This is a genomic window from Methylobacterium sp. GC_Met_3, assembly GCF_026540775.1.
In the GTDB taxonomy this organism is placed as follows: Bacteria; Pseudomonadota; Alphaproteobacteria; order Rhizobiales; family Beijerinckiaceae; genus Methylobacterium.
The window spans coordinates 65,440-90,916 of the sequence record NZ_JALNUL010000010.1 but is presented as its reverse complement, the minus strand read 5'-3'; the positions used below and the strand labels follow the sequence as shown (position 1 = coordinate 90,916).

21 protein-coding genes are annotated in these 25,477 nt (G+C 69.0%); 15 read left to right on the top strand and 6 right to left on the bottom strand.

Going from position 1 to position 25,477, the window contains the following annotated elements; translation table 11 throughout:
- The first annotated feature begins 143 nt into the window (after window positions 1-143).
- From OXS27_RS14860 to OXS27_RS14820, 9 genes are all read left to right on the top strand, one after another.
- On the top strand, window positions 144-692 hold the full coding sequence (locus OXS27_RS14860; RefSeq protein ID WP_267356987.1) for a formaldehyde-activating enzyme: 549 nt from the start codon (window positions 144-146) through the stop codon (window positions 690-692).
- A gap of 175 nt (window positions 693-867) precedes the next feature.
- Window positions 868-1,872, top strand: coding sequence for a MoxR family ATPase (locus OXS27_RS14855; RefSeq protein ID WP_243922709.1), 1,005 nt, complete (start codon window positions 868-870; stop codon window positions 1,870-1,872).
- A 103-nt stretch (window positions 1,873-1,975) separates the two neighbouring features.
- Window positions 1,976-2,887 carry a DUF58 domain-containing protein gene (locus OXS27_RS14850; RefSeq protein WP_267356985.1) on the top strand — a complete coding sequence of 304 codons (912 nt, stop codon included), beginning with the start codon at window positions 1,976-1,978 and terminating at the stop codon, window positions 2,885-2,887.
- Between the two features lie 7 nt (window positions 2,888-2,894).
- The gene (locus tag OXS27_RS14845; RefSeq protein ID WP_267356983.1) at window positions 2,895-5,714 is read left to right on the top strand and encodes a DUF4159 domain-containing protein; all 2,820 of its coding nucleotides are present in this window, start codon (window positions 2,895-2,897) and stop codon (window positions 5,712-5,714) included.
- A gap of 310 nt (window positions 5,715-6,024) precedes the next feature.
- Entirely contained in the window at window positions 6,025-8,109 is a 2,085-nt protein-coding gene (locus tag OXS27_RS14840; RefSeq protein ID WP_267356981.1) for a hypothetical protein, read from the top strand.
- A 179-nt stretch (window positions 8,110-8,288) separates the two neighbouring features.
- A complete protein-coding gene (locus OXS27_RS14835; RefSeq protein WP_267356979.1) occupies window positions 8,289-10,202 on the top strand; it encodes an extracellular solute-binding protein in 1,914 nt (637 codons plus the stop codon).
- Window positions 10,199-12,010 carry an extracellular solute-binding protein gene (locus tag OXS27_RS14830; RefSeq protein ID WP_267356977.1) on the top strand — a complete coding sequence of 604 codons (1,812 nt, stop codon included), beginning with the start codon at window positions 10,199-10,201 and terminating at the stop codon, window positions 12,008-12,010. Before OXS27_RS14835 ends, OXS27_RS14830 begins: the two co-directional genes overlap by 4 nt.
- A 46-nt stretch (window positions 12,011-12,056) precedes the next feature.
- Window positions 12,057-13,163: a microcin C ABC transporter permease YejB gene (locus OXS27_RS14825; RefSeq protein ID WP_243922721.1), complete on the top strand. Its 1,107-nt coding sequence runs from the start codon at window positions 12,057-12,059 to the stop codon at window positions 13,161-13,163.
- 225 nt (window positions 13,164-13,388) lie between these two features.
- Window positions 13,389-14,816, top strand: coding sequence for an FAD/NAD(P)-binding protein (locus OXS27_RS14820; RefSeq protein WP_267356974.1), 1,428 nt, complete (start codon window positions 13,389-13,391; stop codon window positions 14,814-14,816).
- 57 nt (window positions 14,817-14,873) lie between these two features.
- Here OXS27_RS14820 and OXS27_RS14815 read toward each other — a convergent pair whose 3' ends face one another.
- Window positions 14,874-15,662 (bottom strand): helix-turn-helix transcriptional regulator, encoded by a 789-nt coding sequence (locus tag OXS27_RS14815; protein WP_267356972.1) that lies wholly within the window; start codon window positions 15,660-15,662, stop codon window positions 14,874-14,876.
- A gap of 62 nt (window positions 15,663-15,724) precedes the next feature.
- Here OXS27_RS14815 and OXS27_RS14810 point away from each other — a divergent pair, with 62 nt between their 5' ends.
- A complete protein-coding gene (locus OXS27_RS14810) occupies window positions 15,725-16,921 on the top strand; it encodes an MFS transporter (protein WP_243922728.1) in 1,197 nt (398 codons plus the stop codon).
- Window positions 16,922-16,985: 64 nt separating this feature from the next.
- On the top strand, window positions 16,986-17,489 hold the full coding sequence (locus OXS27_RS14805) for an N-acetyltransferase (RefSeq protein ID WP_243922730.1): 504 nt from the start codon (window positions 16,986-16,988) through the stop codon (window positions 17,487-17,489).
- Window positions 17,490-17,608: 119 nt separating this feature from the next.
- On the opposite strand, the gene OXS27_RS14800 is transcribed toward OXS27_RS14805, so the two are convergent.
- Complete coding sequence (locus OXS27_RS14800; protein ID WP_243922732.1) at window positions 17,609-18,790, bottom strand: multidrug effflux MFS transporter; 1,182 nt, start codon at window positions 18,788-18,790, stop codon at window positions 17,609-17,611.
- Window positions 18,791-18,917: 127 nt separating this feature from the next.
- Window positions 18,918-19,904: a c-type cytochrome gene (locus tag OXS27_RS14795; RefSeq protein WP_267356969.1), complete on the bottom strand. Its 987-nt coding sequence runs from the start codon at window positions 19,902-19,904 to the stop codon at window positions 18,918-18,920.
- A gap of 331 nt (window positions 19,905-20,235) precedes the next feature.
- Here OXS27_RS14795 and OXS27_RS14790 point away from each other — a divergent pair, with 331 nt between their 5' ends.
- Both OXS27_RS14790 and OXS27_RS14785 read left to right on the top strand, forming a co-directional pair.
- Entirely contained in the window at window positions 20,236-20,979 is a 744-nt protein-coding gene (locus OXS27_RS14790; protein WP_267356967.1) for a 3-deoxy-manno-octulosonate cytidylyltransferase, read from the top strand.
- A 22-nt stretch (window positions 20,980-21,001) separates the two neighbouring features.
- Window positions 21,002-21,859, top strand: a complete 858-nt coding sequence (locus OXS27_RS14785; protein WP_267356965.1) for a prephenate dehydratase — start codon at window positions 21,002-21,004, stop codon at window positions 21,857-21,859.
- 58 nt (window positions 21,860-21,917) lie between these two features.
- On the opposite strand, the gene OXS27_RS14780 is transcribed toward OXS27_RS14785, so the two are convergent.
- From OXS27_RS14780 to OXS27_RS14770, 3 genes are all read right to left on the bottom strand, one after another.
- Window positions 21,918-22,364 carry a type II toxin-antitoxin system HicB family antitoxin gene (locus OXS27_RS14780; RefSeq protein WP_267356963.1) on the bottom strand — a complete coding sequence of 149 codons (447 nt, stop codon included), beginning with the start codon at window positions 22,362-22,364 and terminating at the stop codon, window positions 21,918-21,920.
- Window positions 22,361-22,540 (bottom strand): type II toxin-antitoxin system HicA family toxin, encoded by a 180-nt coding sequence (locus OXS27_RS14775; protein WP_267356962.1) that lies wholly within the window; start codon window positions 22,538-22,540, stop codon window positions 22,361-22,363. Before OXS27_RS14775 ends, OXS27_RS14780 begins: the two co-directional genes overlap by 4 nt.
- 94 nt (window positions 22,541-22,634) lie before the next feature.
- On the bottom strand, window positions 22,635-23,360 hold the full coding sequence (locus OXS27_RS14770) for a tyrosine-protein phosphatase (RefSeq protein WP_267356960.1): 726 nt from the start codon (window positions 23,358-23,360) through the stop codon (window positions 22,635-22,637).
- 194 nt (window positions 23,361-23,554) lie between these two features.
- Here OXS27_RS14770 and OXS27_RS14765 point away from each other — a divergent pair, with 194 nt between their 5' ends.
- Both OXS27_RS14765 and ppa read left to right on the top strand, forming a co-directional pair.
- Complete coding sequence (locus OXS27_RS14765) at window positions 23,555-24,061, top strand: GNAT family N-acetyltransferase (protein ID WP_267356958.1); 507 nt, start codon at window positions 23,555-23,557, stop codon at window positions 24,059-24,061.
- A gap of 113 nt (window positions 24,062-24,174) precedes the next feature.
- Window positions 24,175-24,708, top strand: coding sequence for an inorganic diphosphatase (gene ppa, locus OXS27_RS14760; protein ID WP_243922749.1), 534 nt, complete (start codon window positions 24,175-24,177; stop codon window positions 24,706-24,708).
- The last annotated feature ends 769 nt before the right edge of the window (window positions 24,709-25,477 follow it).

Genomic DNA, 25,477 nt, shown 5'->3' with positions numbered 1-25,477 from the left:
CGCGTTCACGGAAGGCGTCGGCGGCATACGCGACCCCGGCGGCCGATCCGCACCCGGAGCGATCGCGGAAGCCCGGGGTCGCGCGAGCAAAGGCGCGACGCTGCCCCGTCCGGCGCAGACCACACACGATGGAGCCTACCGCAATGAGTGAACGCATCATCCTCCGCGCCGGCGAAGCCCTGGTGTCGGGCGGTCCGCCGAACACCGCGGCCGAGCCCGAGGTCATCATCGGCGAGCTCGACGGACCGGTCGGCACTGCCTTGGCGACCCTGACGGGCGATCAGGTCGTCGGCCACAGCCGCGTCTTCGCGCTGCTCAACACCGACATCATGGTCCGCCCGGTGACGCTCTGCGTCTCCAAGGTGAGCGTGACCGAGAGCAAGTACACGTCGATCCTGATGGGCACGGTGCAGTTCGCCATCGCCAACGGCGTGCTCGACGCCGTGCGGGCGGGCTACATCCCGAAGGAGAAGGCCAACGACCTCGGCATCATCTGCTCGGTCTGGCTGAGCCCGGGCGTGATCCAAGCCGAGACGGTCGACCACAAGGCGCTGTTCGAGATCCAGCGCAAGGGCATGACCGAGGCGATCCGCAAGGCCATGACCAACGAGCCCTCGATCGACTGGCTCCTCGAGAACCAGGACAAGATCGTGCACAAATACTACACGATGGGCCTCCAGGGTAAGATCTGACCCTGTCGCGGCTGCCCGCCGGAACACCTTCCCGCGCGCTGGACCGGGGCTCGCTTCGGCGCCCCGAATTGGCGTGCGGCGATCCCGACCTTGCCAGCCCGGTATCATCAGCCCCACACTTACGGGATTGACCGGCGGGCCTTTCCGAAGGCCCGGGCAGGAGATGGATAGCGGCATGACGCAGGGGATCAGCCCGGCCACCACCCTCGACGACGGCATCGTGGCGACGGCGGAGAGCTGCCTCGCCGATGTCGGCGCGGCGCGGGACGCGATCCACGGGGTGATCTTCGGGCAGGAGAAGGTGGTCGATCTCGCCCTCGTGACCATCCTGGCGGGCGGCCACGGCCTGCTGGTCGGCCTGCCGGGCTTGGCCAAAACCAAGCTGGTGGAGACGCTCGGCACCGTGCTCGGCCTCGACGCGCGGCGCGTGCAGTTCACCCCGGACCTGATGCCCTCCGATATCCTCGGGACCGAAATCCTGGAGGAGGATGCCGAGCGCCGCCGGGCGTTCCGGTTCGTGCAGGGACCGGTCTTTACCCAGCTGTTGATGGCCGACGAGATCAACCGCGCGAGCCCGCGGACGCAATCGGCCCTGCTCCAGGCCATGCAGGAGGGTCACGTTTCCGTGGCCGGCGCCCGCCACGACCTGCCCCGGCCGTTCCACGTGCTCGCCACTCAGAACCCGATCGAGCAGGAGGGCACCTACCCGCTGCCCGAGGCGCAGCTCGATCGGTTCCTGCTGGAGATCGATGTCGGATACCCCGACCGCGCCGCCGAACGCCGGATCCTGATCGAGACCACCGGCGTCGATGAAGTGCGGCCGCGGGTCGTGATGTCCACCGAGCAGCTGCTGACCGCCCAGCGCCTCGTACGCCGGCTGCCGGTGGGCGAGGCCGTGGTGGAGGCGATCCTCGACCTCGTGCGCGCCGCCCGGCCGGACAGCGGCAACGCGATCGTGAAGGACAAGCTCCTCTGGGGTCCCGGCCCTCGCGCCAGCCAGGCGCTGACGCTCGCCGCCCGCGCCCGAGCGCTGATCGAGGGCCGGGTCGCCCCGTCGGTAGCCGACGTGAAAGCCCTGGCCGAGCCGGTGCTCAAGCACCGGATGGCGCTGAGCTACGCCGCCCGCGCCGACGGCGAGACCATTGAGGGCCTGATCGCCAAGCTCGCGGGGAAGATCTAATCCGGAAGCATTTTCGAGTTAGGTGGATGCCGGCTAACATGAAGAAAATGCGTACCTTCGAGCCATCGTCGGCGCTGAGCCGCGCCGAAGGGCTCCGCTGACGATGGTCGCGACAAACGCCCTCGACGCGGGCAGACGCACCCCAGGCCGGCGCGAGAGCGAGGGCGCGACGGCCCTATTCGACAAGATGCCCCGCCTCGTCCTGGAAGCGCGGCGCGTGTCGAGCCTGCTGGCTCACGGCCTCCACGGGCGCCGCCGCGCCGGTCCCGGCGAGAGCTTCTGGCAGTTCCGTCCCTTCGTCACCGGCGAGGCCGCCGCGCGCGTGGATTGGCGCCGCTCGGCCCGGGACGACCGGCTCTATGTGCGCGAGCGCGAATGGGAGGCGGCCCACAACATCTGGCTGTGGATCGACCGCTCGGCCTCCATGGGCTTCGTTTCGGACCTGGCCACGGCGCCCAAGGTCGAGCGCGCGCTCATCCTCGGGCTGGCTCTGGCTGATGCCTTCGTGGAGGGCGGCGAGCGGGTCGGGCTCCTTGGGCTGACCCGGGCCAGCGCGTCGCGCGGCATCGTCGAGCGTCTGGCCCAGGCCCTTGTGGCCGACACGGCCGGCCTCACCGAGGACCTGCCGCCCCGGGCCACCCCAGCCCGCTTCGACGAGGTGGTGCTGATCGGCGACTTCCTCACCGAACCCGACCGGATCGCCGCCGCCGTTCAGAACCTCGCCGGCCGTGGGAGCCGCGGCCATCTCCTGATGGTGGTGGACCCGATCGAGGAGACCTTCCCGTTCACCGGTCAGGCCGTGTTGCACGATCTCGAAGGCGGCCTCAGCCTCGATATCGGCGACGCCGATGCCTGGGGGGCGCGCTACCGTGCCCGGATCGCCGAGCACCGGGCCGCGTTGGCGGCCATCGCCCGCGGTCAGGGCTGGACACTCACGATCCACCGCACGGACCGGCCGGCGAGCGAGGCGGCCCTGCGGCTCGCCACACTGATCGCCGCCCGCGGCACAGAGTGAGGCCGCCATGCTGGGTCTGACCTTCGCCGCCCCGCTCGCCCTCGCGGCGCTGATCGGCCTGCCGGCCCTGTGGTTCCTGCTGCGGGTGACCCCGCCGCGCCCGCGGCGGATCAACTTCCCGCCGCTCAAGCTCGTGGCCGACCTGATCCCGCAGCGGCAGACGCCTGCGCGCACGCCGCCCTGGCTGCTGATCCTGCGCCTGCTGATCGCCGCTGCCCTGATCCTGGCGGTGGCAGGCCCGGTCTGGAATGCCGGGGGCGTTGGAGCCGGGGGCGGCCGCAGCGCGCTGCTCGTGCTCCTCGACAACGGCTTCCCCGCCGCCCACGACTGGCGCGACCGGCTGCGCGTCGCGACCGACGCCGTAGAGGGCGGCGCCCGCGACGGCCGGCCGGTGGCGGTGATCGGGCTCGCCGACGCCCCCGCGGCGTTCGAGGCGAAGACCCCGGCCGCAGCCCTGGAACGGTTGCGCGCCCTGGCGCCCCGCCCGATCCTGCCCACTCGCGACGCGCATCTCGCAACGATCGAGACCTTCCTCGACAAGAACCGGGGTGCCGGCCTCGTCTGGATCAGCGACGGCGTCGCCGGTGCGGACGACACGCGCTTTTCCAAGGGGCTCGTGGACCTCGCCGGCAACAAGGGCGCCGCGCTCACCGTGCTGCGGGCCGACCGGCCGCCAGCCTTAGCCCTCACCGCCACCGAGAATGCGGGCAAGCTCGTCACCCATGCCCTGCGGGCGGTTCCGAACGGGCGCGATTCCGGCGTGATCCGGGCACTCGACCAGAAGGGCCTGCCGCTCGCCGAACGCGATTTCACCTTCGCGGCCGACGCCACGGACACGGAGGCCACCTTCGAGTTGCCGGTAGAATTGCGCAACAGCATCAGCCGGCTGGAAATCACGGGCGAGCGCTCGGCCGGCGCCGTGGTTCTGCAGGACGAGCGCGGCAAGCGGCGGCGGGTCGGGCTCGTGTTCGGCGGCACACTCGATCAGGCGCAGCCCCTGCTGGCGCCGACCTACTACCTCGCCCGGGCACTCCAGCCCTTCGCAGACGTGCAGGAACCGCGCGGCGCCAAGGGCACGGCGGAGTCGATCAACCAGCTCCTCGACAATCAGGTCTCGGTCCTCGTGCTGGCCGATGTCGGGGCGCTGGACGAGAAGACCACCGCGCGCATCGAAAGCTTCGTGAAAGAGGGTGGGATGCTCCTGCGCTTCGCCGGCCCGCGCCTCGCCGCCGGCAGCGATCCGCTAGTGCCGGTGCGGCTGCGCCGGGGCGGGAGGACGCTCGGCGGCACCCTGTCCTGGGACAGCCCGAAGACGCTCGCGCCCTTCCCGCCCGAGAGCCCGTTCGCCGGCCTGACGCCGCCGGCCGATATCGGCGTGCGCCGCCAGATCCTGGCCGAGCCCGATGGCGACCTGCCGAACCGGACCTGGGCCTCGCTCCAGGACGGCACCCCGATCGTCACCGCGCAAAAGCGTGGCCAGGGCACGATCGTGCTGTTCCACGTCACAGCCGACACGACATGGTCGAACTTGCCGCTCTCCGGCCTGTTCATCGACATGCTCCGGCGCGTGGTGGCCCTGGCCGGTGCCGCGGCGCCGGCTCAGGGCGAATCCCCGCGTGCGGCCGCCCCGGTCCTCGCCCCGCGGGTGACGCTGGACGGGTTCGGTGCGCTGGGCTCACCCCCGGCCTCGGCTACCGCGGTGTCGGCCGATTACGCCGACCGGGGGACCCTAGAGCATCCGCCGGGCTTCTACGGCCCGCCGGACGGAGGCATCAGCGTGAACGCCCTCAAGCCCGACGACCGGCTGAAGCCCATCGATACCGCCGCCCTCGACGGTGCCCGGTTCGGCTCGCTCGCCGGGGCCGAGACCGTCGATCTGCGCCCGAGCCTGTTCACCCTGGCGCTGCTGCTGCTGGCGCTCGACACCCTGGCGGGTCTCTGGCTCGGCGGATTCCTGCGCCGTGGCGGCCTCGTGTCCCGCCTGCGCGGACGCCCGGCTGTGCTGGCGCTCGCGGGCGTCGTCCTGCTCGCGGCCCTGCCGGCCGTGCCCGTTCGTGCCGAGGAACCGGCGATCAACCGGCCGAACGGCATCGAATCCGCCCTCGTCACGCGGCTCGCCTACGTGATCACGGGCGACGGCGCCGTCGACGAGGCCAGCCGCACCGGCCTCACCGGCCTGACCCAGATGCTCGCCACCCGGACCGCCCTGGAACCGGGCGAGCCGGCCGGCATCGACCCCGCCAAGGACGAACTGGCCTTCTACCCGCTGATCTATTGGCCGATCGCGCCGAACAGGCCGCAGCCCTCGGAGGTCGCGATCCGCAAGATCGACGCGTTCATGCGCAACGGCGGCACCATCCTGTTCGACACGCGCGATGCGCTCACCGCCCGACCGGGCGGACCGCCCTCCCCGGAGGCGACGTATCTCCGCACGATGCTGGCGACGCTCGAAGTGCCGGAGCTGGAGCCGGTGCCGCTCGACCACGTACTGACCAAGGCGTTCTACCTCGTGGACAGCTTTCCGGGCCGCTACGCCACTGGCCAGACCTGGGTCGAGGCGCTGCCGCCGGCCGCCGAGGGCGCTGAGCGCCGCCCGGCCCGCGCCGGCGACGGGGTAAGCCCGATCGTCATCACCAGCAACGACCTCGCCGCCGCCTGGGCGGTCGGACGTCGCGGCGAGCCGCTCTACCCGGTGGTGGGCGGCGACCAGCGCCAGCGCGAAATGGCGTTCCGCGGGGGCGTCAACATCGTGATGTACACGCTCACGGGCAACTACAAGGCGGATCAGGTGCACGTGCCCGCGCTGCTGGAGCGACTGGGGCAGTGATTTCTTTGAGCATTCAGATCGGCGCCCCTCCCCTCAGGGCCTCGGAAGCCACGTGGATTGACGCCTCATCGCCAGCGACCGAGCTACCGCCACACCGGCTTCCGACGCGCACCCCTTTCCCGGACGCCTGGAACGCAGTGGAAGGTGATCCGGGACCCAGCACGGAAAGCACCGCGCAGCGGCACCGTATGAGCCATCCGGACGCTTCGCGAGATCTCGTGCCGGATCCCGGGTCGCATTCCGCCGAAGCTCCGTGCGCCCAGGAAAGGGGCCGTGCTCAAACGATCTACGTCTTGGAGGTCGGAGCGTCATGCTGAGCCTCAGCTTCACCCCCCTCCTGCCCTGGCCGGCCATCGCCGTGCTGGGCGTGATCGTCGCCGTCCTGGCGGCGTTCGCGGTACTGGCGCGGGGCCGCACCGCCCTGCTGCGCGTCGTCGTCCTGGCCTTGGTGCTCGCGGCGCTGACCAATCCGGCCCTGGTTCACGAGGATCGCGAGCCCGTGAAGGACATCGCGGCGATCGTCGTCGATCGCTCCGGCTCGCAGGCGCTCGGCGACCGGCCGCAGATGACCGATGCGGTCCGGGCCGAATTGCAGCGCCGCTTCGGGGCGTTGTCCAACATCGAGACCCGCTTCATCGACGTGCCGGACGCCAAGGACGGCGACGACGGCACCAAGCTGTTCACGGCGCTCGGCCAAGCGCTCGCTGACGTGCCTCCGGAGCGGCTCGCCGGCATCGTGATGCTCACGGACGGCGTGGTCCACGACATCCCGACCGCGATGGCCCAGCTCGGCATCAAGGCGCCGCTCCACGTTCTCGTCACCGGCCATCCCGATGAGCGCGACCGGCAAATCAAGCTGCTGGAAGCCCCCCGCTTCGGCATCGTCGGCAAGGACCTGACCATCCGCGCGGAGGTCATGGAGCGCGGCGGCACCGGCCACGCGGTCGTCACCATACGGCGCGACGGCGAAGAGATCGGCCGGCGGGACGTCGCCACCGACAAGCCGTTCTCGCTGACCACCCGGATCGAGCATGGCGGCCCGAACGTCGTGGAGATCGAGGTCGAGCCGCTGCCGGGCGAGCTGACCAACGTCAACAACCGCGCGGTGCTGCCGATCGAGGGCATCCGCGAGAAGCTGCGCGTGCTGCTGGTCTCCGGCGAGCCCCACCAGGGCGAGCGGACGTGGCGCAACCTGCTGAAGTCCGACGCCAACGTCGATCTCGTGCACTTCACCATCCTGCGCCCGCCGGAGAAGCAGGACGGCACGCCGATCTCTGAACTCTCCCTGATCGCCTTCCCCACGCGCGAGCTGTTTGTCCAGAAGATCAAGGATTTCGACCTGATCATCTTCGACCGCTACGCCAACCAAAGCGTGCTGCCGCAGGCCTATTTCGACAACATCGTCCGCTATGTCCGCGAGGGCGGCGCCCTGCTGATCGCCGCCGGCCCCGAATTCGCCGGTCCCGCGAGCCTCGCCCGCACCCGGCTCGCCGGCATCCTCCCGGGTGACCCGGACGGGCGGGTGGTGGAAAAACCCTACAAGGCGACGCCGACCCAAGTCGGCCAGCGCCACCCTGTGACGCGCGCCCTGCCGGGCTCGGACGCGAATCCGCCCGCCTGGGGCGACTGGCTGCGGATCATCGAAGCCCGCACCCGCCCCGGCATCCAGCCGATCCTGTCGGGCGCCGAGGGGCTGCCGCTGCTCGCTCTGTCGCGGGAGGACAAGGGCCGCGTCGCCCTGCTGCTGTCGGACCATGCCTGGCTCTGGGCCCGGGGCTACCAGGAGGGCGGACCCTATCTCGACCTGCTGCGCCGTCTCGGCCACTGGCTGATGAAGGAGCCGGCCCTCGAAGAGGAGGCTTTGCGCGCCCAGACCACCGGCCGCGGCCGGGAGGTCCGGGTCGAACGCCAGACCATGGCGGATCAGGCCGAGCCAGTCACCGTCACGGGTCCGACCGGCAAGGTGACGACGCTGACGCTCAAGCCCCAGGAACCGGGTCTCTTCACCGCCACCTTCGACGCCGAGAGCCTCGGGCTGCATACGCTCCGCTCCGGCAACCTCGTGGCTTTCGTCAGTGTCGGCCCGGCCAACCCCCGCGAGCTCGCCGATGTGTTCAGCGATACGGAGCGGCTGAAGCCGGTGGCGGACGGGTCTGGAGGCTCGATCCGCCGGGTCGCTGGGTCAGGGGGTGCCATCGAGGTGCCGCGGCTCGCGGTGGTGCGCGGCGGACGGCTCTCGGGCGCGGACTGGATCGGTTTCCGGCCGAGCGACAGCGCCAACATCCGCGGCGTCGAGGTCTATCCGCTGGCGCTCGGCCTCGCGGCCCTGGCGGCCCTGGCCACCGCGCTGCTCGCCATGTGGCTGGTCGAGGGCCGGCGGGGCCGGGCGTTGTAAGGGTTGGCGCGCGGCACACGCACATCTCCTTCCCCTGCAGAGGGGGAGGGAGAGCCCGCGCCATTCCTGCTCCCGTGGCGCGTGTGCGGGCGCGCTCGACGTGCGGGGCACCCTCGGCCTAAGAGCTTCAGCAAACGGCGGCGATCCACGCCGATTCCAACACCGGAGACAGCCTGCCCGTGACAGCGCAGACCGTGACTGGACGCCTCCTCGCCGCGACACTCCTCGTCGCCTGCCTGCAGCTCAACCCGGCCCGTGCGCAGGAACCGGCCGCGATGCCGTCTGATCCGCCGACAATGCCCGCCGCCACCGGCCAGTGGACTCACGCCCTGACGCTGATGGGCCAGCCGAAATACGGACCCGACTTCAAGCATTTCGACTATGCCGACCCCGCCGCCCCCAAGGGCGGGATGGTGCGTCTTGGCGCCCAAGGCGGCTTCGACAACTTCAATATCATCGTGTCCGGCCTGAAGGGCGATCTCGAGAACGGCATCCAGCAGATCTACGATCCGCTGATGACCCAGTCTTCGGACGAGCCGTTCACCTCCTACGGCCTGGTCGCCGAGGCGGTGCGGGTCGCCCCCGATCTCGGCTCGGTCTCCTATCGCCTGCGCGAGAACGCCCGCTGGCACGACGGCAAGCCGATCACCCCCGAGGACGTGGTCTGGTCCTTCGACATCCTGAAGGCCAACAGCCCGTTCTATGCGGCCTATTACCAGACGGTCGCGAAGGCCGAGGCGACCGGGCCGCACGAGGTGACCTTCACCTTTTCGGAGACAGGCAACCGCGAGCTGCCGCAGGTGATCGGGCAATTGCGGATCCTGCCCAAGCACTGGTGGACCGCAAAGGACGCCAACGGCAAGCAACGCAATCCGACCGAGACCACGCTCGAGCCGCCGCTCGGCTCCGGCCCCTACCGGCTGGCCAAGTTCGATCCCGGCCGCAGCGCCACCTACACCCGCGTGCCCGATTACTGGGGCCAGGATCTGCCGGCCAATGCCGGGCATTACAACTTCGACACCGAGCGGTTCGAGTATTTTCGCGACGGCACCGTGCTGGTCGAGGCGCTGAAGGGCGATCTCTACGATTTCCGCAACGAGAACATCGCCCGGAACTGGGCGACCGCCTACGACGACTTTCCGGCCGTGAAGGAGGGCCGCCTGATCAAGGAGGCCTTCCCCGACCGAGGCATGGGCATCATGCAGGCCTTCGTGTTCAACACGCGGAAGGACAAGTTCAAGGACCCGCGCGTGCGCCGGGCCTTCAACCTCGCGATGAACTATGAGGAGATGAACAAGGCCCTGTTCTACGGGCTCTATAACCGCATCAACTCCTACTTCTTCGGCTCGGAGCTGGCCTCGTCGCGCCTGCCGGAGGGCGACGAGAAGGCGATCCTTGAGAGCGTCAAGGACAAGATCCCAGCGTCGGTCTTCACCACGCCCTACACCAACCCGGTGAACGACGGACCGGAGGCCGTGCGCAAGAACCTGCGCGAGGCGGTCGGCCTGCTGCGCGAGGCGGGCTACGAGCAGCGCGGCGGCAAGATGGTCAACAAGGCGACCGGCGAGCCGCTCACCGTCGAGTTCCTGGAATTCCAGAACACCTTCGAGCGGGTGATCCTGCCATTCTCGGCGCAGCTGAAACTGATCGGCATCGACACCACCCTGCGGGTGATCGATCCGGCGCAGTACCAGAACCGGATCCGCAACTTCGACTTCGAGATCACCACGTCGAACTGGGGCGAGTCGCTCTCCCCCGGCAACGAGCAGCGGGAGTACTGGGGCTCGGCGGCGGCCGACAAGCCCGGTTCGCGCAATCTGATCGGCATCAAGGATCCCGGCATCGACGCGCTGATCGAGAAGGTGATTTTTGCGAAAGACCGGCCGACTGTGATCGCCGCCACCCGGGCGCTCGACCGGGTGCTGCTCGCCCACGATTACGTCGTGCCGCAATGGTCCTCGAACCAGCAGCGGACCCTGCGCTGGAACCGGTTCGGCCACCCGGCGATCCTGCCGCTCTACGCCAGCTCCGGTTTCCCGACGACGTGGTGGTACGACCAAGCGCTCGCGGCCAAGACCGGGGCGCCCCGTTGACGGGCGCGCTCCGACGACCGACCCGGCGCGGCGTCGTCCTCGGCGCCGGCGCCCTCGCGCTTATCCGGCCGGCGCAGGCCGAGGAGGCGGAGCGCCACGGCCTCTCGAGCTTCGGAGAGCTGAAGTACCCCCCCACCTTCGAGCATTTCGACTACGTGAACCCGATGGCGCCGCGCGGCGGCCGCTTCTCGGCGACGCTCTCCGGCACGACCGGCAACCAAGCGTTCAACACCTTCAACACGCTCAACATCTTCGTGCTGCGCGGCGAAGGCGCCGCCGGCATGATTCTGACCTTCGACAGCCTGATGGTCCGGGCCTTCGATGAGCCGGACGCGATTTACGGTCTGGTGGCGCGCGCCGTCACGGTGAGCCCGGACGGCCTGACCTACACATTCTCGCTGCGCCCGCAGGCCCGGTTCCACGACGGCTCGCGGCTCACCGCGCGCGATGCCGCCTTCAGCCTCAAGCTGTTGCGCGACAAGGGTCACCCGGAGATCTCCGAGATGATCCGCGCCATGCAGGATGCCCGAGCCGAGGGCGACGACCGCCTCGTCGTGACCTTCGAACCCGGCCGCGCCCGGGACCTACCGCTGTTCGTGGCGCAATTGCCGATCTTCTCTGCGGCCTATTATGGCGCCCGCGATTTTGAGGCATCGACACTGGAGCCGCCGCTCGGCTCAGGCCCCTACCGGGTCGGCACGGTCGATGTCGGCCGCTCGATCGGGCTGGAGCGGGTACAGGATTACTGGGCTGCCGACTTGGCCGTGAATGTCGGCCAGAACAACTTCGATACGATCCGCTACGAGTATTTCCGTGATCGCACCGTGGCGTTCGAGGCGTTCAAGAGCGGCGCCTTCACGTTCCGGGAAGAATTCACCGCCCGGGTCTGGGCCACCGGCTACGACTTCCCGGCCCGCGCCGAGGGTCACGTGACACTCGAGACCGTGCCGGACGCACGGCCGAGCGGCACGCAAGGCTGGTGGATCAACACCCGCCGGGACACGTTCCGCGACCCGCGGGTGCGCGAGGCGATCGGCCTGTGTTTCGACTTCGAGTGGTCGAACCGGAACCTGATGTACGGCGCCTATACCCGCACGGCCTCGTTCTTCGAGAACTCGGACCTCAAAGCCTCGGGAAAACCCTCGGCCGGGGAACTCGCGCTGCTGGAGCCGCTGAAGGATTTGCCGCCGGAGGTGTTCGGCGAGGCCTGGGCGCCGCCGGTCTCGGACGGGTCCGGCCAGGACCGGGCGCTGCTCAAGCGCGCCGATGCGCTGCTGCGCGAGGCCGGCTGCACCCGCTCCGGCGGCAGCCTCCTGCTTCCGGGCGGACGTCCGCTGACGATCGAGTTCCTGGACGATGATCCGGTCTTCGATGCGGTGACGCAGCCATTCATCCGCAACCTCGGGCTGCTCGGCATCAAGGCGACCCTGCGCGTGGTCGACCCTTCGCAATACCAGACACGGCTCAAGGATTTCGACTTCGACGTCTCGCCGCGCCGCTACAGCAGCGGTCTGACGCCCGGCGCGGAGTTGCGCGAGACCTACGGCTCCCGGGCGGCCAAGACGGCGGGCTCGAACAACCTGTCGGGGATCGCGGACCCCGCCATCGACGCGCTCCTCACCGCCATCGCCGACGCCAAGTCCCGGGCGGATCTCACCGCCGCCTGCCGGGCCCTCGACCGGGTGCTGCGCGCCGGGCGCTACTGGGTGCCGATGTGGTACGCCTCGACCCACCGCCTCGCCCTGTGGGATGTCTACGGCCGGCCGGCGAACCCGCCACAATACGAGCTCGGCGCGCCGTCAACGTGATGGTTCGACGCCGACAAGGCCAAGCGGATCGGGCGGGAATGACGCGATGATCGCCTACATCCTGCGTCGCATCGGCCTGATGATCCCGACCCTGCTGGGGATCATGCTGATCACCTTCACGATCATCCAGTTCGCCCCCGGCGGCCCGGTGGAACGGGTGCTGTCGCAGCTCCAGGGCCAGCGCGACGGGGCGATGTCCCGCGTGACCGGCGGCGGCGGCGATCTCGGCGGCGGCAGCCGGCCCGCGGGCAGTGGCGGCGAGGCGAGTTCGCGATATCGCGGCGCGCAAGGCTTGAGCCCGGAATTCATCGCCAAGCTGGAGAAGCAGTTCGGCTTCGATAAGCCGGCACCCGAGCGCTTCGCCAAGATGATCTGGGACTATGTCCGGTTCGATTTCGGCCGCAGCTATTTTCGCGACGTAACGGTGATCCAGCTCATCAAGGAGCGCCTGCCGGTCTCGATCTCGCTGGGCCTGTGGATGACGCTGCTGTCCTACGCGATCTCGATCCCCCTCGGCATCCGCAAGGCTGTGAAGGACGGCGAGCGGTTCGACCGCTGGACTTCTTTCGTGGTGATCATCGGCTACGCGATCCCGGGCTTCATGTTCGGGCTGATGCTGATCATCTTGTTCGCGGGCGGCTCGTTCTATCAGTGGTTCCCGCTGCGCGGCCTGACCAGCGAGGGATGGGAAGATTTTTCGACCTGGCACAAGGTGACCGACTACGCGTGGCACATGGTGCTGCCGCTGACCGCACTCGTGATCGGCGCCTTCGCGACCTCGACGCTTCTCACCAAGAACTCGTTCCTCGACGAAATTCGCAAGCAATACGTGCTGACCGCGCGGATGAAGGGGCTGTCGGAACGGCGGGTGCTTTACGGACACGTTTTCCGCAACGCGATGCTGATCGTGATCGCGGGTTTCCCCGGGGCCTTCATCTCGGCCTTCTTCACCGGCTCGCTGCTGATCGAGACGATTTTTTCGCTGGATGGGCTCGGGGAACTGTCGTTCCGGGCGATCGTCGGGCGCGACTACCCGGTGGTGTTTGCCACGCTCTACATCTTCTCGTTGCTTGGGCTGGCGGTGAACCTGCTGTCCGACCTGATCTATGTCTGGATCGACCCACGGATCGACTTTTCCGCGCGGGCGACATGAAGATCTTTTAGATTATTTGCATGCAAATGTAGGATGTGGTACGCGTAAAATTATTTCAGATTAGGTAGAAATAAAAAATTTCATCTCGATCCCGGCCCCTTCAACCTGCATCTGCTGGGCTGACATAGATCGTCTTTGCTGGCAATAATACCGCAGGCCCGATCCTGAGCTGCACCTTTAGGCAAACGGATCGGGGTACTGTTTTCCGGCGCGGGCTCATCGTCGATGTTTGACCAGGACGAAACGACGAAATCCGAGCCGCGTCATCATCCGATCGCCGTCATCGGAGCAGGCTTCAGCGGTACGATGGCGGCGGTACAGTTGCTCGCGCGCTTGCCACAGCACCAGCCGGTTCTGTTGTGTGAACGCGCGGAGCGCTTCGGCAGCGGTCGCGCCTACTCAACCGAGAACCCCGACCACCTGCTCAACGTGCGCGCCGCCAACATGAGCGCCTATCCCGACCGGCCGTCTCATTTCGAAGACTGGCTCCTGGAGATCGGCGAGGGTGAGATGGGAGCCGGCGCCAGCGACCCTGCGATCGGGCATGGCCGCGATGGCATCCGGCAGACCCCGGCTGGGACCTTCGCGGCACGCGGGCTGTACGGAGATTATCTAGCGGGAATTCTGACCGAAGCGATGACAAGCGGTACGCCGCCGCGCCTGCACCTGCTCAACGACCTGATCATCGACATCGTGCCGGACGAGAACCGTCTGGTCCTGGTTGCCGAGGGCGGCCAACGCGTCGAAGTCGCCGGTGCGGTGCTGGCGATGGGCAACCTTGCCCCGCCCCATGAACCGGCAAGCCGCTTCCGTGTAGATCCGTGGCGTCCAGAGCCATACGGACGGCTGCATCCCGATCATCCGGTTCTCATCATCGGCACCGGTCTCAGCATGGTCGACGCGGTGATCAGTCTTCGGCGCCACGGCTTTTCCGGACAGATCTTCGCGCTCTCGCGGCGGGGTCAGATCCCGGCCGTCCATGAACGCACTGATCCCTGGCCGCGTCCGGACTTCACCGCCGCCGAAGCCCGCTCACTCAACCGGCTTCTGGCCCGGATTCGTCGGGAAGTCGCCTCTGCGGCTCAAGCTGGTATCGGCTGGCGTGGGGTGATCGACGCCTTGCGGCCGGTCACGGACGCCCTGTGGCTCGGACTTCCGCAAGCCGACAAGGCCCGATTCCTGCGCCATCTCCGCCCGTTCTGGGACACGCATCGGCACCGCGCCGCGCCGCCCGTGGGAGCCGCCATCGCCCGCGAGATCAAAGCCGGCGCTCTGCAGATTCAGGCCGGCAAGCTGGTGGCGATCGAGGATCAGGCAGGCGAAGCCCGTGTCATTTACCGTCCGCGGGGTGCATCCGAACGCAAGACCCTCGGTGTGCAGCTCATCCTCGATGTTCGCGGCGTCGGTCGTGTTGCCGATACGGCCGACCCGCTCCTGCGCAATCTGATCGGTCGCGGCCTTGTACAAGCCGGCCCGTTCGGCCTGGGCCTCGCCGTGCGTCCCGATCTGACGGTCATGGGCGCTTCCGGCACTCCAGCGCGCCTCTGGACGCTGGGCCCGCTGCTCCGCGGCGCATACTGGGAATGCACGGCCGTGCCGGATATCCGCAACCAAGCCGTCGACCTGGCCCAGTCCGTCGCGGCAACGCAGTGACAGTCTGGGTTACTGTGACCCCTGCGAGGACGTGAGAGTCGTTCCCAATCAGGTCACTCAGCGCCCAGGGCGCGCACCCAGAACCCGCGCCACGGTCAGGCGCAGAGCCTGGGCGCTCCGATACCCCACCGCCGCCGCCACGGCAGCGGGCGCCCGTCCCTCGGCGGTGAGCGCCAGCGCGCGGATCACCCGGGCGCGGGCCCGCCAATCGCCGAAGCTCAGGCCCGTTTCCGTGCGAAAGCCCCGGGTCAGCGTGCGCCGGCTCGCCCCAGCGCGGTCGGCCCAGGCGTCGAGGTCGTCCTCCGAGGCCGGATCCTCGATCAGACCCAGGCAGACCCGGCGCTGGCGCGGATCGCGCGGCAGCGGCAGCGTGAGCGGCGTCGCGGGCGCGCGGGCGATCTCGTCGACCACCAGGGCCGCGAGATGGCCGCCGCGGCCGTCCTCCGTGTAGAGCACCGGCTCCTCGGCCAAAGCCGTCAGGGCTGCCGCGAGGAGCCGCGACACCGCGATCACACGGCAGCCCGTCGGGAAGCCCACGACCGCGGCGGGATCGAGATACGCTGAGCACATCGACACCGCGCCGTGGGTCGCCACCGCGTGCGGCAGGCGTGGCGGAATCCACAGAGCATGGCCCTCCGGTACGACCCAGGTGCCATCCTCCGCCGAAGCCATCATCAGGCCCGCGGTCGCGTAGAGGAGTTGCGCCCGCGGGTGGAAATGCCGGTCAAGCACCATCCCGGCCGCATAGGCCTTGGGCATCACCGCGACCGCGCGTGGCACGTCCTGATAGTCAGCCGCATTTGTGGATCGCCCGACGAGGGATGAAAACGGCCCGTTCGCATACATATCCGGCCCGACACCTCCATCGGGTCAGGCTATCAGGGTCCGATCCTGGAGGATACGCCGCGATGGATTCGGACACCCTGTCCCGCCGCACCCTGCGCTTCGTCAACGTCGCGCACGCCCTCGACCACTTCGTGCTGCTGATCTATCCGACCGCGGTGATCGCCATCGCGAGCCAGACGGGGCTCGGCTACGGCGAGTTGATCGGGCTTGCCACCGGCGCTTTCGTGGCCTTCGGCTTGTGCTCGCTGCCGATGGGATCGCTCGCCGACCGGTTCGGCCGCCGCACCATGCTGGCGGTGTTCTTCTTCGGTTACGGCCTGTCGTGCCTCGGCGTCGCCACCGCCTCGACGCCGCTCGCCTTCGCACTCTGGCTCTGCGTGCTCGGAGTGGCCTCGGCGATCTATCATCCGGTCGGCTCGGCCATGCTGGTGACCCATGCCCGGCGACTGGGCCGCGACCTCGGGCTCAACGGCGTCTGGGGCAATTTCGGCGCAGCCTCGGCCTCCGGCGTCACGGCGCTGCTCGCGGCAACCGTCAGTTGGCGCGCGGCCTTCGTAGTGCCGGGCCTGATCTGCCTCGCCTGCGGGACCGCGTTCCTAGCGCTGGTGCCGGGCGACGGCGACGCGGCGGGGAAGAAGGCCGGCGGCGCCGCCGTGCTCCCGGTGACGAGGCCCTGGGCCCTGATGGCGATGTTCGCCCTGGCGATCTTCGCGGGCGGCCTGACCTTCAACCTGACCACGATCAGCCTGCCCAAGGTGATCGACGAGGGGGTCGGCCACGCCCTGCCGCTGGCGCTCACCGGCTCGATCGCTACCGTGGTGTTCCTGTTCGGCGCGCTGATGCAGCTTGCCATGGGCCGCCTGATCGACCGCTACAGCTTGCCGGCCCTGTTCGTAGCGTTGTCGGTGTTGCAACCGCTCGGCCTCGGGATCGCGGCGTTCAACACGGGCCTGCCGCTGCTCGCGGGGCTCGTGATCGCCATGACGGCCATCTACGGGCAGGTGGTGATCAACGACGCCATGATCGCGCGCTACGTGCCCGCCGCCTACCGTGCCCGGGCCTACAGCGTGCGCTACTTCGTGGGCTTCACGGCGAGCGGCTTCGTGGTGCCGGCGATCGCGCTGCTGCACGACCGCGGCGGCTTCGGGCTGGTGCTGGGCGTAGCCTCGGCCTGCGGCGCGGTGGTCTGGCTCTCGGCGATCGGCTTCCTGAAGCTGACGCAGGCAGCCGACCGGCCCGCCTTGGCCGCCGCTGAGTAGCCCGGCGGTTTGCGGGTCGGGCCCTGCGCTGCTACGCGGCGGCCATTCGATCCGAGAGCGCCCCGTGACCGCCTTGTCCCTCGTCATCCGGCCCGAGCAGCCGGAGGACGCCCCCGCCATCGAGCGCCTCCAGGCCCGAGCCTTCGGCCCCGGCCGCTTCGCCCGAACCGCCTATCGGCTGCGCGAGGGCGCGGCCGAGCGGATGGATCTCGGCGTCACCGCGTGGGTGGGCAGCTTCCTGGTCGGTTCTGTGCGGATGGGCCCGGTGCGAGACGGTGCGATGCCCTTCGTGATGCTCGGGCCGCTCGCGGTCGATCCGAGCTTCGAAGGCCGCGGCATCGGCGGCACCCTCACCCGCGCGGCGATCGACGCGGCGCGGCAGGCGGGCGACGGGCTGGTGATCCTGGTGGGGGATGCGCCCTACTACAGCCGCTTCGGCTTCGATCCGGTCCCACCGGGGCGGCTGACCCTGCCGGGCCCGGTCGATCCGGCACGCCTGCTCTGGCTGGAGCTGATCGAGGGTTTTCGCGACGGTGTCGCCGGCCCGGTCGAGGCGATCCGAGCCTGACAACGGGATCCCAAAGGGCCGAGGCCCTTGGGCGGGTTGTCAGGGCAGCGCCATCACGTGCCTTCGCAGGGCTCTGCCCTGCACCCGCGAAAGGTCTCGACCTTTCGAAACCATGACGGTCACGCCCGTCGCAGCGCCAGGGCGGCGATCAGCCCGGCTGCAAGCAGCGCCAGCGCCACCGGCGTCGCCGAGGTGGCGGGCCACGCGGAGGCGGCCGCCGTGAAGATGGCCCCGAAGCTCATCTGCGTGAAGCCGTAGAGGCTGGAGGCCGAGCCAGCCGCGTGCGGATCGACGTTCATCAGCCCGGCCACCGCGTTGGGGCTGAGCAGGCCGACGCCGACCGCGTAGGCGAAGAGCGGCACGATCAGGCTGACGACACCGAGCATCCCGGTCCGGTCGACCACCAGCAGGGTCAGAGCCGCCGCGATGCAAAGGATGTTGCCGCGCCGCGCCGCCTTCCGGATCGGCACCCGCGCGGCCAGCCGGCTGGCCAGCACCGCGCCGCCGACCATGCCGAACACAACGATCAGGCAATCGAACCCGACCTCCTGCGACGAGCGTCCGAGGCGGTCCACGAGCAGGAACGGCGCCACCGCCAGGAAGGCGTAGAGGCTGGTGCCGCCGCAGGCCCCCGCCACGAGATAGGCGCGAAAAACCGGGACCCGCACGAGCCGCAGGTAGCCGGCCAACACAGCGACAAAGCCGGGCAGCGCCACCTTGTGCCGGTTGGTCTCAGGCAGGGTGAACACCACCAGCGCGCCGAGCACTGCAACGAGGCCGGCCAGCACCACGAACACCGCCCGCCAGCCGAAGGCCTCGTTGACCACACCGCCAATGGCGGGCGCCAGCGCAGGGGTGAGCGTCATCGCGGTGGTGAGGATCGCCAGCTTGCGGGCGGCATCCTCGCGGGTGGAGACGTCGCGCACCATGGCGCGACCGATCACCAGCGAGCCGCAGGCGCCGAGTGACTGGAGCACCCGCGCCACGAGCAGCACGCCGATATTCGGCGCCGGGATCGCGAGCAGCAGCCCGGCAAGGTAGAGGCCGAGCCCGCCGATCAGGATCGGCCGCCGTCCGTACCGATCCGAGAGCGGGCCATAGAGGAGCTGACCGCCCGCGAGGCCAATCAGGTAGACCGTGATGGTGAGTTGCGCACCGGCCGCGTTGGTGCCGAGATCGACCGCGACGGCCGCGAGCGCCGGCACGAAGATGTGCAGCGCCACCGTTCCGGTCATGGTCACGGCGACGAGCAGTGGGAGGGGCGCCCGGCGCTCCTGCCCATCGGGACTTCGGTCAGCCAAGGGGTCCTACGCGGGTTTCAATCCGGCAGGATGCCGGGGTGCAGCCCCGGAGCAAGGGTTGCGCCCAACGCCATGCCGGCGGAACGCGGCTGACAGGCGGAAGCCGGGATGCGCCCGGCCGGGCCCGTTACTCCCGCTTCGGAAGCGGCTGCGGGGTCGGCAGCGGCGCGTTCATATCCTTGGTCGGACCCCCGACCTCGAGATCCTTGGCCTTGTCGACCGCCTCGGGATCGGCCTTCGCGGCCGGCTCCTTGGCGACTGGCGCCGACGGGGCGGTCGGCTCGGCGGGGATCATGCTCGAAGGCTGGCCCTGCTGGTCGCTGTCATGGGCGCTGGCGGGCGGCGACGGGGCGTTGCGGTCGCTGGACTCGCTCGGCGCACGCGGGCTGCCCGGGGACTTCTGCTCGACCGGCTTGGCGGTGCTGGCATCGGCGGGCTTCGCCGGGCTGTCCTTGCCCTCGGATGGCTTGGACGCGGCCGGCTGTGCAGCCGTCGGCTTGTCGGCCGGTGCGGCGGCCGGCTTCTCTTCAGTCTTTGCAGCCGCCGGGGTCGCCGCAGGCGGCGCATCGGATTTCTCGACGGCCGGCAGCGGCTTCGGAGTTTCCGCGTTCGTGCGCAGGTAGGCGATGACGTTGGCGCGCTCCTGGGGCGAGGCGATGCCGGCGAAGGCCATCTTGGTGCCCTTCACGTAGCCCTTCGGGTTCGCCAGGAACTCGTCGAGATCCGCATAGGTCCAGGCGCCGCCCTTCTCCTTCAAGGCCGCCGAGTACTCGAAGCCCGCATGCGCGCCCTTCGGCCGCTCAACCACCCCGTACAAGGCGGGGCCGACCTTGTTCGGGCCGTCCTTCTCGAAATTGTGGCAGGCATGGCAGGCCTTGGTGCCGGCCTCGCCTTTCTCGACATTGGCGCTCGCGAGCCGGACCGCGATCGGCTCGACCTTGGCCTCCGGCGCAGCGTTGGCGGCGGCCTCCGGCTGTGGCTCGGGCAGGTCGTAGCCGGCTTTGCCTGCCGGTTTTGGATGGTAGATCAATTCGGCGACGAAACCCGATCCGGCCGCGAACAGCAGGGCGCCGAGGACCGCGCCCAGGACTTTGTTCACCTCGAACGAGTTCATGCTCTTCTCGCGTCTCGGCCCGGCCCTGTCGCGCACCTGACATGGGCGAGCGAGTTCGAACGCCGGACATTGGAAGATTTCGCGGTTGCCTTAGCCGTTCAGAGCGGTTCCTGACAATGCCGCCGACGACCCCCGCGTCGCTCCGGCGCAGAATTGTGCAATCGAATCGTCAAGCTTGTCACCGGGCGGCATCTTTTCGCCGATGCGGTGTCCCGGCCGAGGGATCGACGAGGGGACGACAACCGGAAGCCGGCCTGTTAAGCAGCCCGCCCGCACGCGGGCGTGGCTGTTCGACCCGCGCCACAGGTGCGAATCGTCGGGTCCGAACGCGATGTCCGATCCCCTGGTCCTGATTCCGGCGCGCCTCGCGGCGACCCGGCTCCCCGACAAGCCGCTGGCCGACATCGCCGGCGAGCCGATGATCGTCCATGTCTGGCGCCGAGCCGTCGAGGCCGGGATCGGCCCCGTGGTGGTGGCCACCGACACGGCGGAGATCGCCCGGGTCGTGGAGGCCGTGGGCGGCCTCGCGGTGATGACCCGCTCCGACCACCCGTCCGGCTCCGACCGGCTGGCCGAGGCGCTGGATATCGTCGATCCGGAGGGGCGCCACGACGTGGTCGTCAATGTGCAGGGCGACCTGCCGACCATCGATCCGGCGATCATCGGCGCTTCGATCCTGCCGCTCGCCGACCGGACCGTCGACATCGTGACGCTCTGCGCGCCGATCACCGATCCGCACGAGGCCGACAACCCGAACGTCGTGAAGCTGGTCGGCCACGTGGTTGGACCCGGGCGGCTGCGCGCCCTCTATTTCACCCGCGCCCGCGCGCCCTGGGGCGACGGGCCGCTCTGGCACCATATCGGCCTTTACGCGTACCGCCGGACCGCGCTCACCCGCTTCGTCGGCCTGCCGCCGGGGGAGCTTGAGCTGCGCGAGAAGCTGGAGCAGCTCCGGGCGCTGGAGGCCGGCATGCGCATCGACGCCGTAATCGTGGACGACCTGCCGCTGGGCGTCGACACCCCCGCCGACCTGGAGCGCGCCCGCGCCCTGCTCCAGGGCCGACGCCTGAACTGATCGCCTGACGAATCTGCGAGCCATGACAGACCGCACTATCGCCTATCAGGGGGAACCCGGGGCCAACTCGCATATCATCTGCGCGCAGGCCTATCCGGACTGGACGACGCTGCCCTGCCCTAGCTTCGAGGACGCCTTCGCGGCGGTCACGGAGGGCCGGGCCCAGCGCGCCATGATCCCGATCGAGAATTCGATCGCGGGCCGGGTCGCCGATATCCACCATCTGATCCCGCTCTCGCCGCTGCACATCGTGGCCGAGCATTTCCTGCCGATCCATTTTCAGCTGATGGTGCTGCCGGGCACGCCGATCGAGGCCCTCAAGAGCGTCCACAGCCACGTCCATGCGCTGGGCCAATGCCGGCGGATCATCCGCCGCCTCGGGCTGAAGGCCGTGGTGGCGGGCGACACTGCGGGTGCGGCCCGGGAAATCAAGGAATTCGGGGATCCGAGCCGGGCGGCGCTGGCGCCTGCACTGGCTGCCGAAGTCTACGGCCTCGACATCCTGGCGCGCGACGTCGAGGACGAGGTGCACAACACCACCCGCTTCGTGGTGTTCTCTCCCGAGGCCGAGCCGGTGGCACCCGGGACGGGGCCTTGCGTGACGAGCTTCGTGTTCCGGGTGCGCAACATTCCGGCGGCGCTCTACAAGGCGCTGGGCGGCTTCGCGACGAACGGCGTCAACATGTCGAAGCTTGAGAGCTACATGATAGACGGCGAGTTCACCGCCACGCAATTCTACGCGGAGGTGGACGGCCACCCCGAGGATCCGGGCCTCGCCCGCGCCCTCGATGAGCTCGCCTTCTTCTCCCGCGAGCTGCGGGTGATCGGCACCTATCCGGCCCATCCGTTCCGCGAGGCGGCAAGGCCGGCGGCGGAGTAGGCGCAGATCCCTCGCGAGGCGCAGCGTTCGGTCACAAACCGGGTTTCCGCGATCGTGTTCAGCGCTCGGCCGCGCTCGTGAGGGCCGCCTCGATAAAAGCCGAACGGGTGAGCCCCCTGGCTTCGGCTGCCTCATCGGTCAGCCGCAACAGGCCCTTGTCGATCATGATGTTGATGCGCACGCGTTCGCCGGGGACCCGCCGCGGGATGACGAGTTGCACCAGGGCGTCCTCTAGATCCTCGGCGACAGACGGATCCGTACGAAGCTCCGACAGAGTGCGTGCCGGTGGCAACGGTGCGCCGTCCGCAATCACCATAGCGAGATGCCCCGAAAGGGCCTCGCGCGCCGCGTCTACGGCGGCTTCGAAGCTCGGGCCTGCCGAGACACAGCCGGGCACATCCGGGAACGTGACGCCCCACTCGGACACGCCGACAGGTGGATGGAGGAGGGCGATGTAAGCCGTCATGGATACCTGTGTGTCACACTTGCCAAGCGCTTCGCTCATAATCCGGCTGCCCGCATGATGGCCTTGACCGTTTTGGGATGCATATCCTTCTTCGGATGTGGGATCGTGATCTTTCCTGATTTTGCCGGATGCTTGAAATGCCGGTAGCTTCCGGTAGTTGAATGCCAGATCCAGCCATCTTTCTCCAAGAGGCGGATCAGATCCTTCGCGTCCACAATGCGCTCACCCCGGTGCAGCAGATGCTGGCCGGAGAAATGTGGAACAGGTGTGTAATGTTCGCAAGCACCGACAGGTTTATCGCTTGCAACCTCACTCCCGCCGCAGCACCCGGTCCACCGCGACATCCGACCAGAAGCCCGGCCGGAAATCCCGCTTCAACGCCTCCGGATCGTAGATCGTCTCGACCCAGGTGAGGAAGTCGATCCCCTTCGCCTCGCCCTCGATCCGGTAGCGGACGAAGAACGCGTCGAGGATGCCGGTCTTCGCGAAGCGCAAATGGCCGTATCGGGCCGAGAGCTGGCGCGCGGCTTCTGCGACGGGGCGGCCCTCGTGCAGGATCAGGTAGAGCGCCGAGGCGAGGCCGGCCCGGTCGGCGCCCGACTTGCAGTGCATCACGGCCGGGTAGTCGATACCGGCGAAGAACGCCTTGGCGGCCAGGATGGTCGCCCGGTCCGGCGCCTCTCGGGAGCGCAGCACGAACTCGACGAGCTTCAGCCCGTGGCGCTCGCAGGCCTCCCGCTGCAGGGGCCAGGAGCCGTGCTCGCGCCCGCCGCGGAGCGAGATGACCGTGCGCACGCCCTCGGCCCGGAAGCGGGCGAGCTGGTGCGGACCGGGCTGGGCGGAGCGCCAGAGCGCCCCCGAGCCGACCCGGTGGCGGTTGAGGTAGGCGAGCCGGAACACGCCGTGATCCATCAACAGCATGTTGGCCCAGGCCCGCAGCCGGTCACCGGGGCCGGCGATCGGCCGCTCGAAGCGCGAGATTCGGGCCATGCGGCGCGCGTAGCGCGTCTCGGGCTTGAGGAAGCGGTTGAACAAAGCCGGGCTGCCGCGGGGAAGGAACGCGGGCTCTAACAGTCGTCCGCCGAGCCGGCAATTCACCGGCGAACCGACCGGCCCCCTGCCCCCCTCGTGTTCGGCGCCGATCTTGCCTTCACTCCGCCTGGATCGGCATCGAACCTGGGCGGACCGCGCGGGTTCTCCGCGGGTTGGACGAGGGGAGCCCGAAGCCCATGAGCACGCGCACCACGAGCATCCGCCGAGCCCGCGAGGCCGATCTCGGCGGCTTGTCGAAGGTGTTCGATGCGTCCTGGCGGGAGGCCTATCGCGGCCTCATCCCGGGCGTCGCCCTGGAACGCCTGATTGCAGGTCGGGACCGGGCGTGGTGGCAGGGCGCCCTGCGCCGGGGCCGCCCGGTCGCGATCATGGAGACCGCTGACCACGTGGTCGGTTACGCGTCCTACGGGCGGACGCGCAGCCGGGCGCTGGGCACGGAGGCCGAGATCGATGAGTTGTATCTTCTGCCAGAATACCAGGGCGTCGGCCTCGGTCGCCGGCTGTTCCGGGCTGTCCGCAACGATCTCGCCGATCACGGCCTTACGCATCTCGGCGTCTGGAGCCTGGAGGACAATGACCGCGCTGGCGCCTTCTACGAGGGTCTCGGCGGCAAGCCGGGCCCGCGGGTGCTGGACCGGGTGGCGGGTGTTCCGCTGCCGAAGGTCGGCTACCTGTTCGGCTAACGTTTTCCCAGGCGCGTTGCGGAACCGTAGCGGCAACCGATTTGCAAGTTCGGGCCGCGCCTCTAAGAGAACCGGGACACGATCGGCACCCCGGATCCTGGAAGCGGAACGCCATGAAAATCGACGCCATCCCGCTCGGCAAGAAGCCGCCGCACGACGTCAATGTGATCGTCGAGGTGCCGCTCGGCGGCGAGCCGATCAAGTATGAAATGGACAAGGAGTCCGGCGCGCTGGTCGTCGACCGGTTCCTGTACACGCCGATGTTCTATCCGGGGAATTACGGCTTCATTCCCCATACCCTGTCGGGCGACGGCGATCCCTGCGATGTGCTGGTGGCCAACACCCGCGCGGTCCTGCCGGGCGCGATCATCAGCGCGCGCCCCGTGGGCGTGATGGTGATGCAGGATGAGGGCGGCGAGGACGAGAAGATCATCGCGGTCCCCTCCCGCCACCTGACAAAGCGCTACGACCGGGTCGAGAACTACACCGACCTGCCTGACATCACGATCCAGCAGATCCAGCACTTCTTCGAGCACTACAAGGATCTGGAGCCCGGCAAGTGGGTCAAGTTCGTCCGCTGGGGCGACAAGGAAGAGGCGCACCAGCTGATCGAACAGGCGATCGAGCGGGGCAAGACCAAGGCCTGATCCAACACTCTTGCGGGTCGGCGCCCCGTTCCGCGGTCGGGGCGGAGCCCGGCCGCGACGGCGATTTCCTGTCGCGGGAATGGCACGGCGCACCCAAGGCGCCGATGCTACGATTGCCTGCGCCAGAGGCGCTGATGGGTAAAAGATGGCTCGAATCCCGGTAATTCTCGGTCTCGTTGGCGTTCTGCTGATGCAGGACGCTGCGTCCGCAGCGGATCTGCGCACGGTCGCGCCCCTCGGCGGTTTCCGGGCGACCTGTGAGGATCTCGGGACCTTCTGCTTCGCGGATGCCTGCGGCCGCGATCAGATCGAGGCCGCTCAGGGCTGCCGAGCGCGATGCCCGAGTGCGGCGATCATGAGCGTGACTCCGGCGACGTGCCCACGCCTGGAGACAGAGCGGTTTCCTGTCCTGCGCCGGCGCGGTTGAGCGTTGCCCCTTTCGTCTGTGCGCTGCCGCGGCCGGAAATGTACCTGTGTTAAAAAATCAAGCGCCCGCGGCAACGAAACGCGGAACGCGGCATTGACCAAGCTTAACGTGTTCACTGATCAACATAAGGGCGCGGACAGATGCTCGCGAATGCGCGCGATGCCCGCAGGCGAACGATGCGGACGAGCGATCTTCAACCGCCACGGGCGGGACTGAATTCAGACCCGGTTCTGTACGGTGTGGCTGCTGGTTTGGCAGCCCTGTTCCCGCTGGTGAAGGCCGGCGACTCTTCGGCCGAGCCGGCCCACGCTGGTCCATCGACACGGGCCAAGAGCACCGCCG

Bases quoted from the DNA above. Each gene is read 5' to 3' on its own strand.
- OXS27_RS14860 (WP_267356987.1), top strand. From the start codon at position 144: ATGAGTGAACGCATCATCCTCCGCGCCGGCGAAGCCCTGGTGTCGGGC.
- OXS27_RS14855 (WP_243922709.1), top strand. From the start codon at position 868: ATGACGCAGGGGATCAGCCCGGCCACCACCCTCGACGACGGCATCGTG.
- OXS27_RS14850 (WP_267356985.1), top strand. From the start codon at position 1,976: ATGGTCGCGACAAACGCCCTCGACGCGGGCAGACGCACCCCAGGCCGG.
- OXS27_RS14845 (WP_267356983.1), top strand. From the start codon at position 2,895: ATGCTGGGTCTGACCTTCGCCGCCCCGCTCGCCCTCGCGGCGCTGATC.
- OXS27_RS14840 (WP_267356981.1), top strand. From the start codon at position 6,025: ATGCTGAGCCTCAGCTTCACCCCCCTCCTGCCCTGGCCGGCCATCGCC.
- OXS27_RS14825 (WP_243922721.1), top strand. From the start codon at position 12,057: ATGATCGCCTACATCCTGCGTCGCATCGGCCTGATGATCCCGACCCTG.
- OXS27_RS14820 (WP_267356974.1), top strand. From the start codon at position 13,389: ATGTTTGACCAGGACGAAACGACGAAATCCGAGCCGCGTCATCATCCG.
- OXS27_RS14815 (WP_267356972.1), bottom strand. From the start codon at position 15,662: ATGTATGCGAACGGGCCGTTTTCATCCCTCGTCGGGCGATCCACAAAT.
- OXS27_RS14810 (WP_243922728.1), top strand. From the start codon at position 15,725: ATGGATTCGGACACCCTGTCCCGCCGCACCCTGCGCTTCGTCAACGTC.
- OXS27_RS14795 (WP_267356969.1), bottom strand. From the start codon at position 19,904: ATGAACTCGTTCGAGGTGAACAAAGTCCTGGGCGCGGTCCTCGGCGCC.
- OXS27_RS14790 (WP_267356967.1), top strand. From the start codon at position 20,236: ATGTCCGATCCCCTGGTCCTGATTCCGGCGCGCCTCGCGGCGACCCGG.
- OXS27_RS14785 (WP_267356965.1), top strand. From the start codon at position 21,002: ATGACAGACCGCACTATCGCCTATCAGGGGGAACCCGGGGCCAACTCG.
- OXS27_RS14780 (WP_267356963.1), bottom strand. From the start codon at position 22,364: ATGAGCGAAGCGCTTGGCAAGTGTGACACACAGGTATCCATGACGGCT.
- OXS27_RS14765 (WP_267356958.1), top strand. From the start codon at position 23,555: ATGAGCACGCGCACCACGAGCATCCGCCGAGCCCGCGAGGCCGATCTC.
- ppa (WP_243922749.1), top strand. From the start codon at position 24,175: ATGAAAATCGACGCCATCCCGCTCGGCAAGAAGCCGCCGCACGACGTC.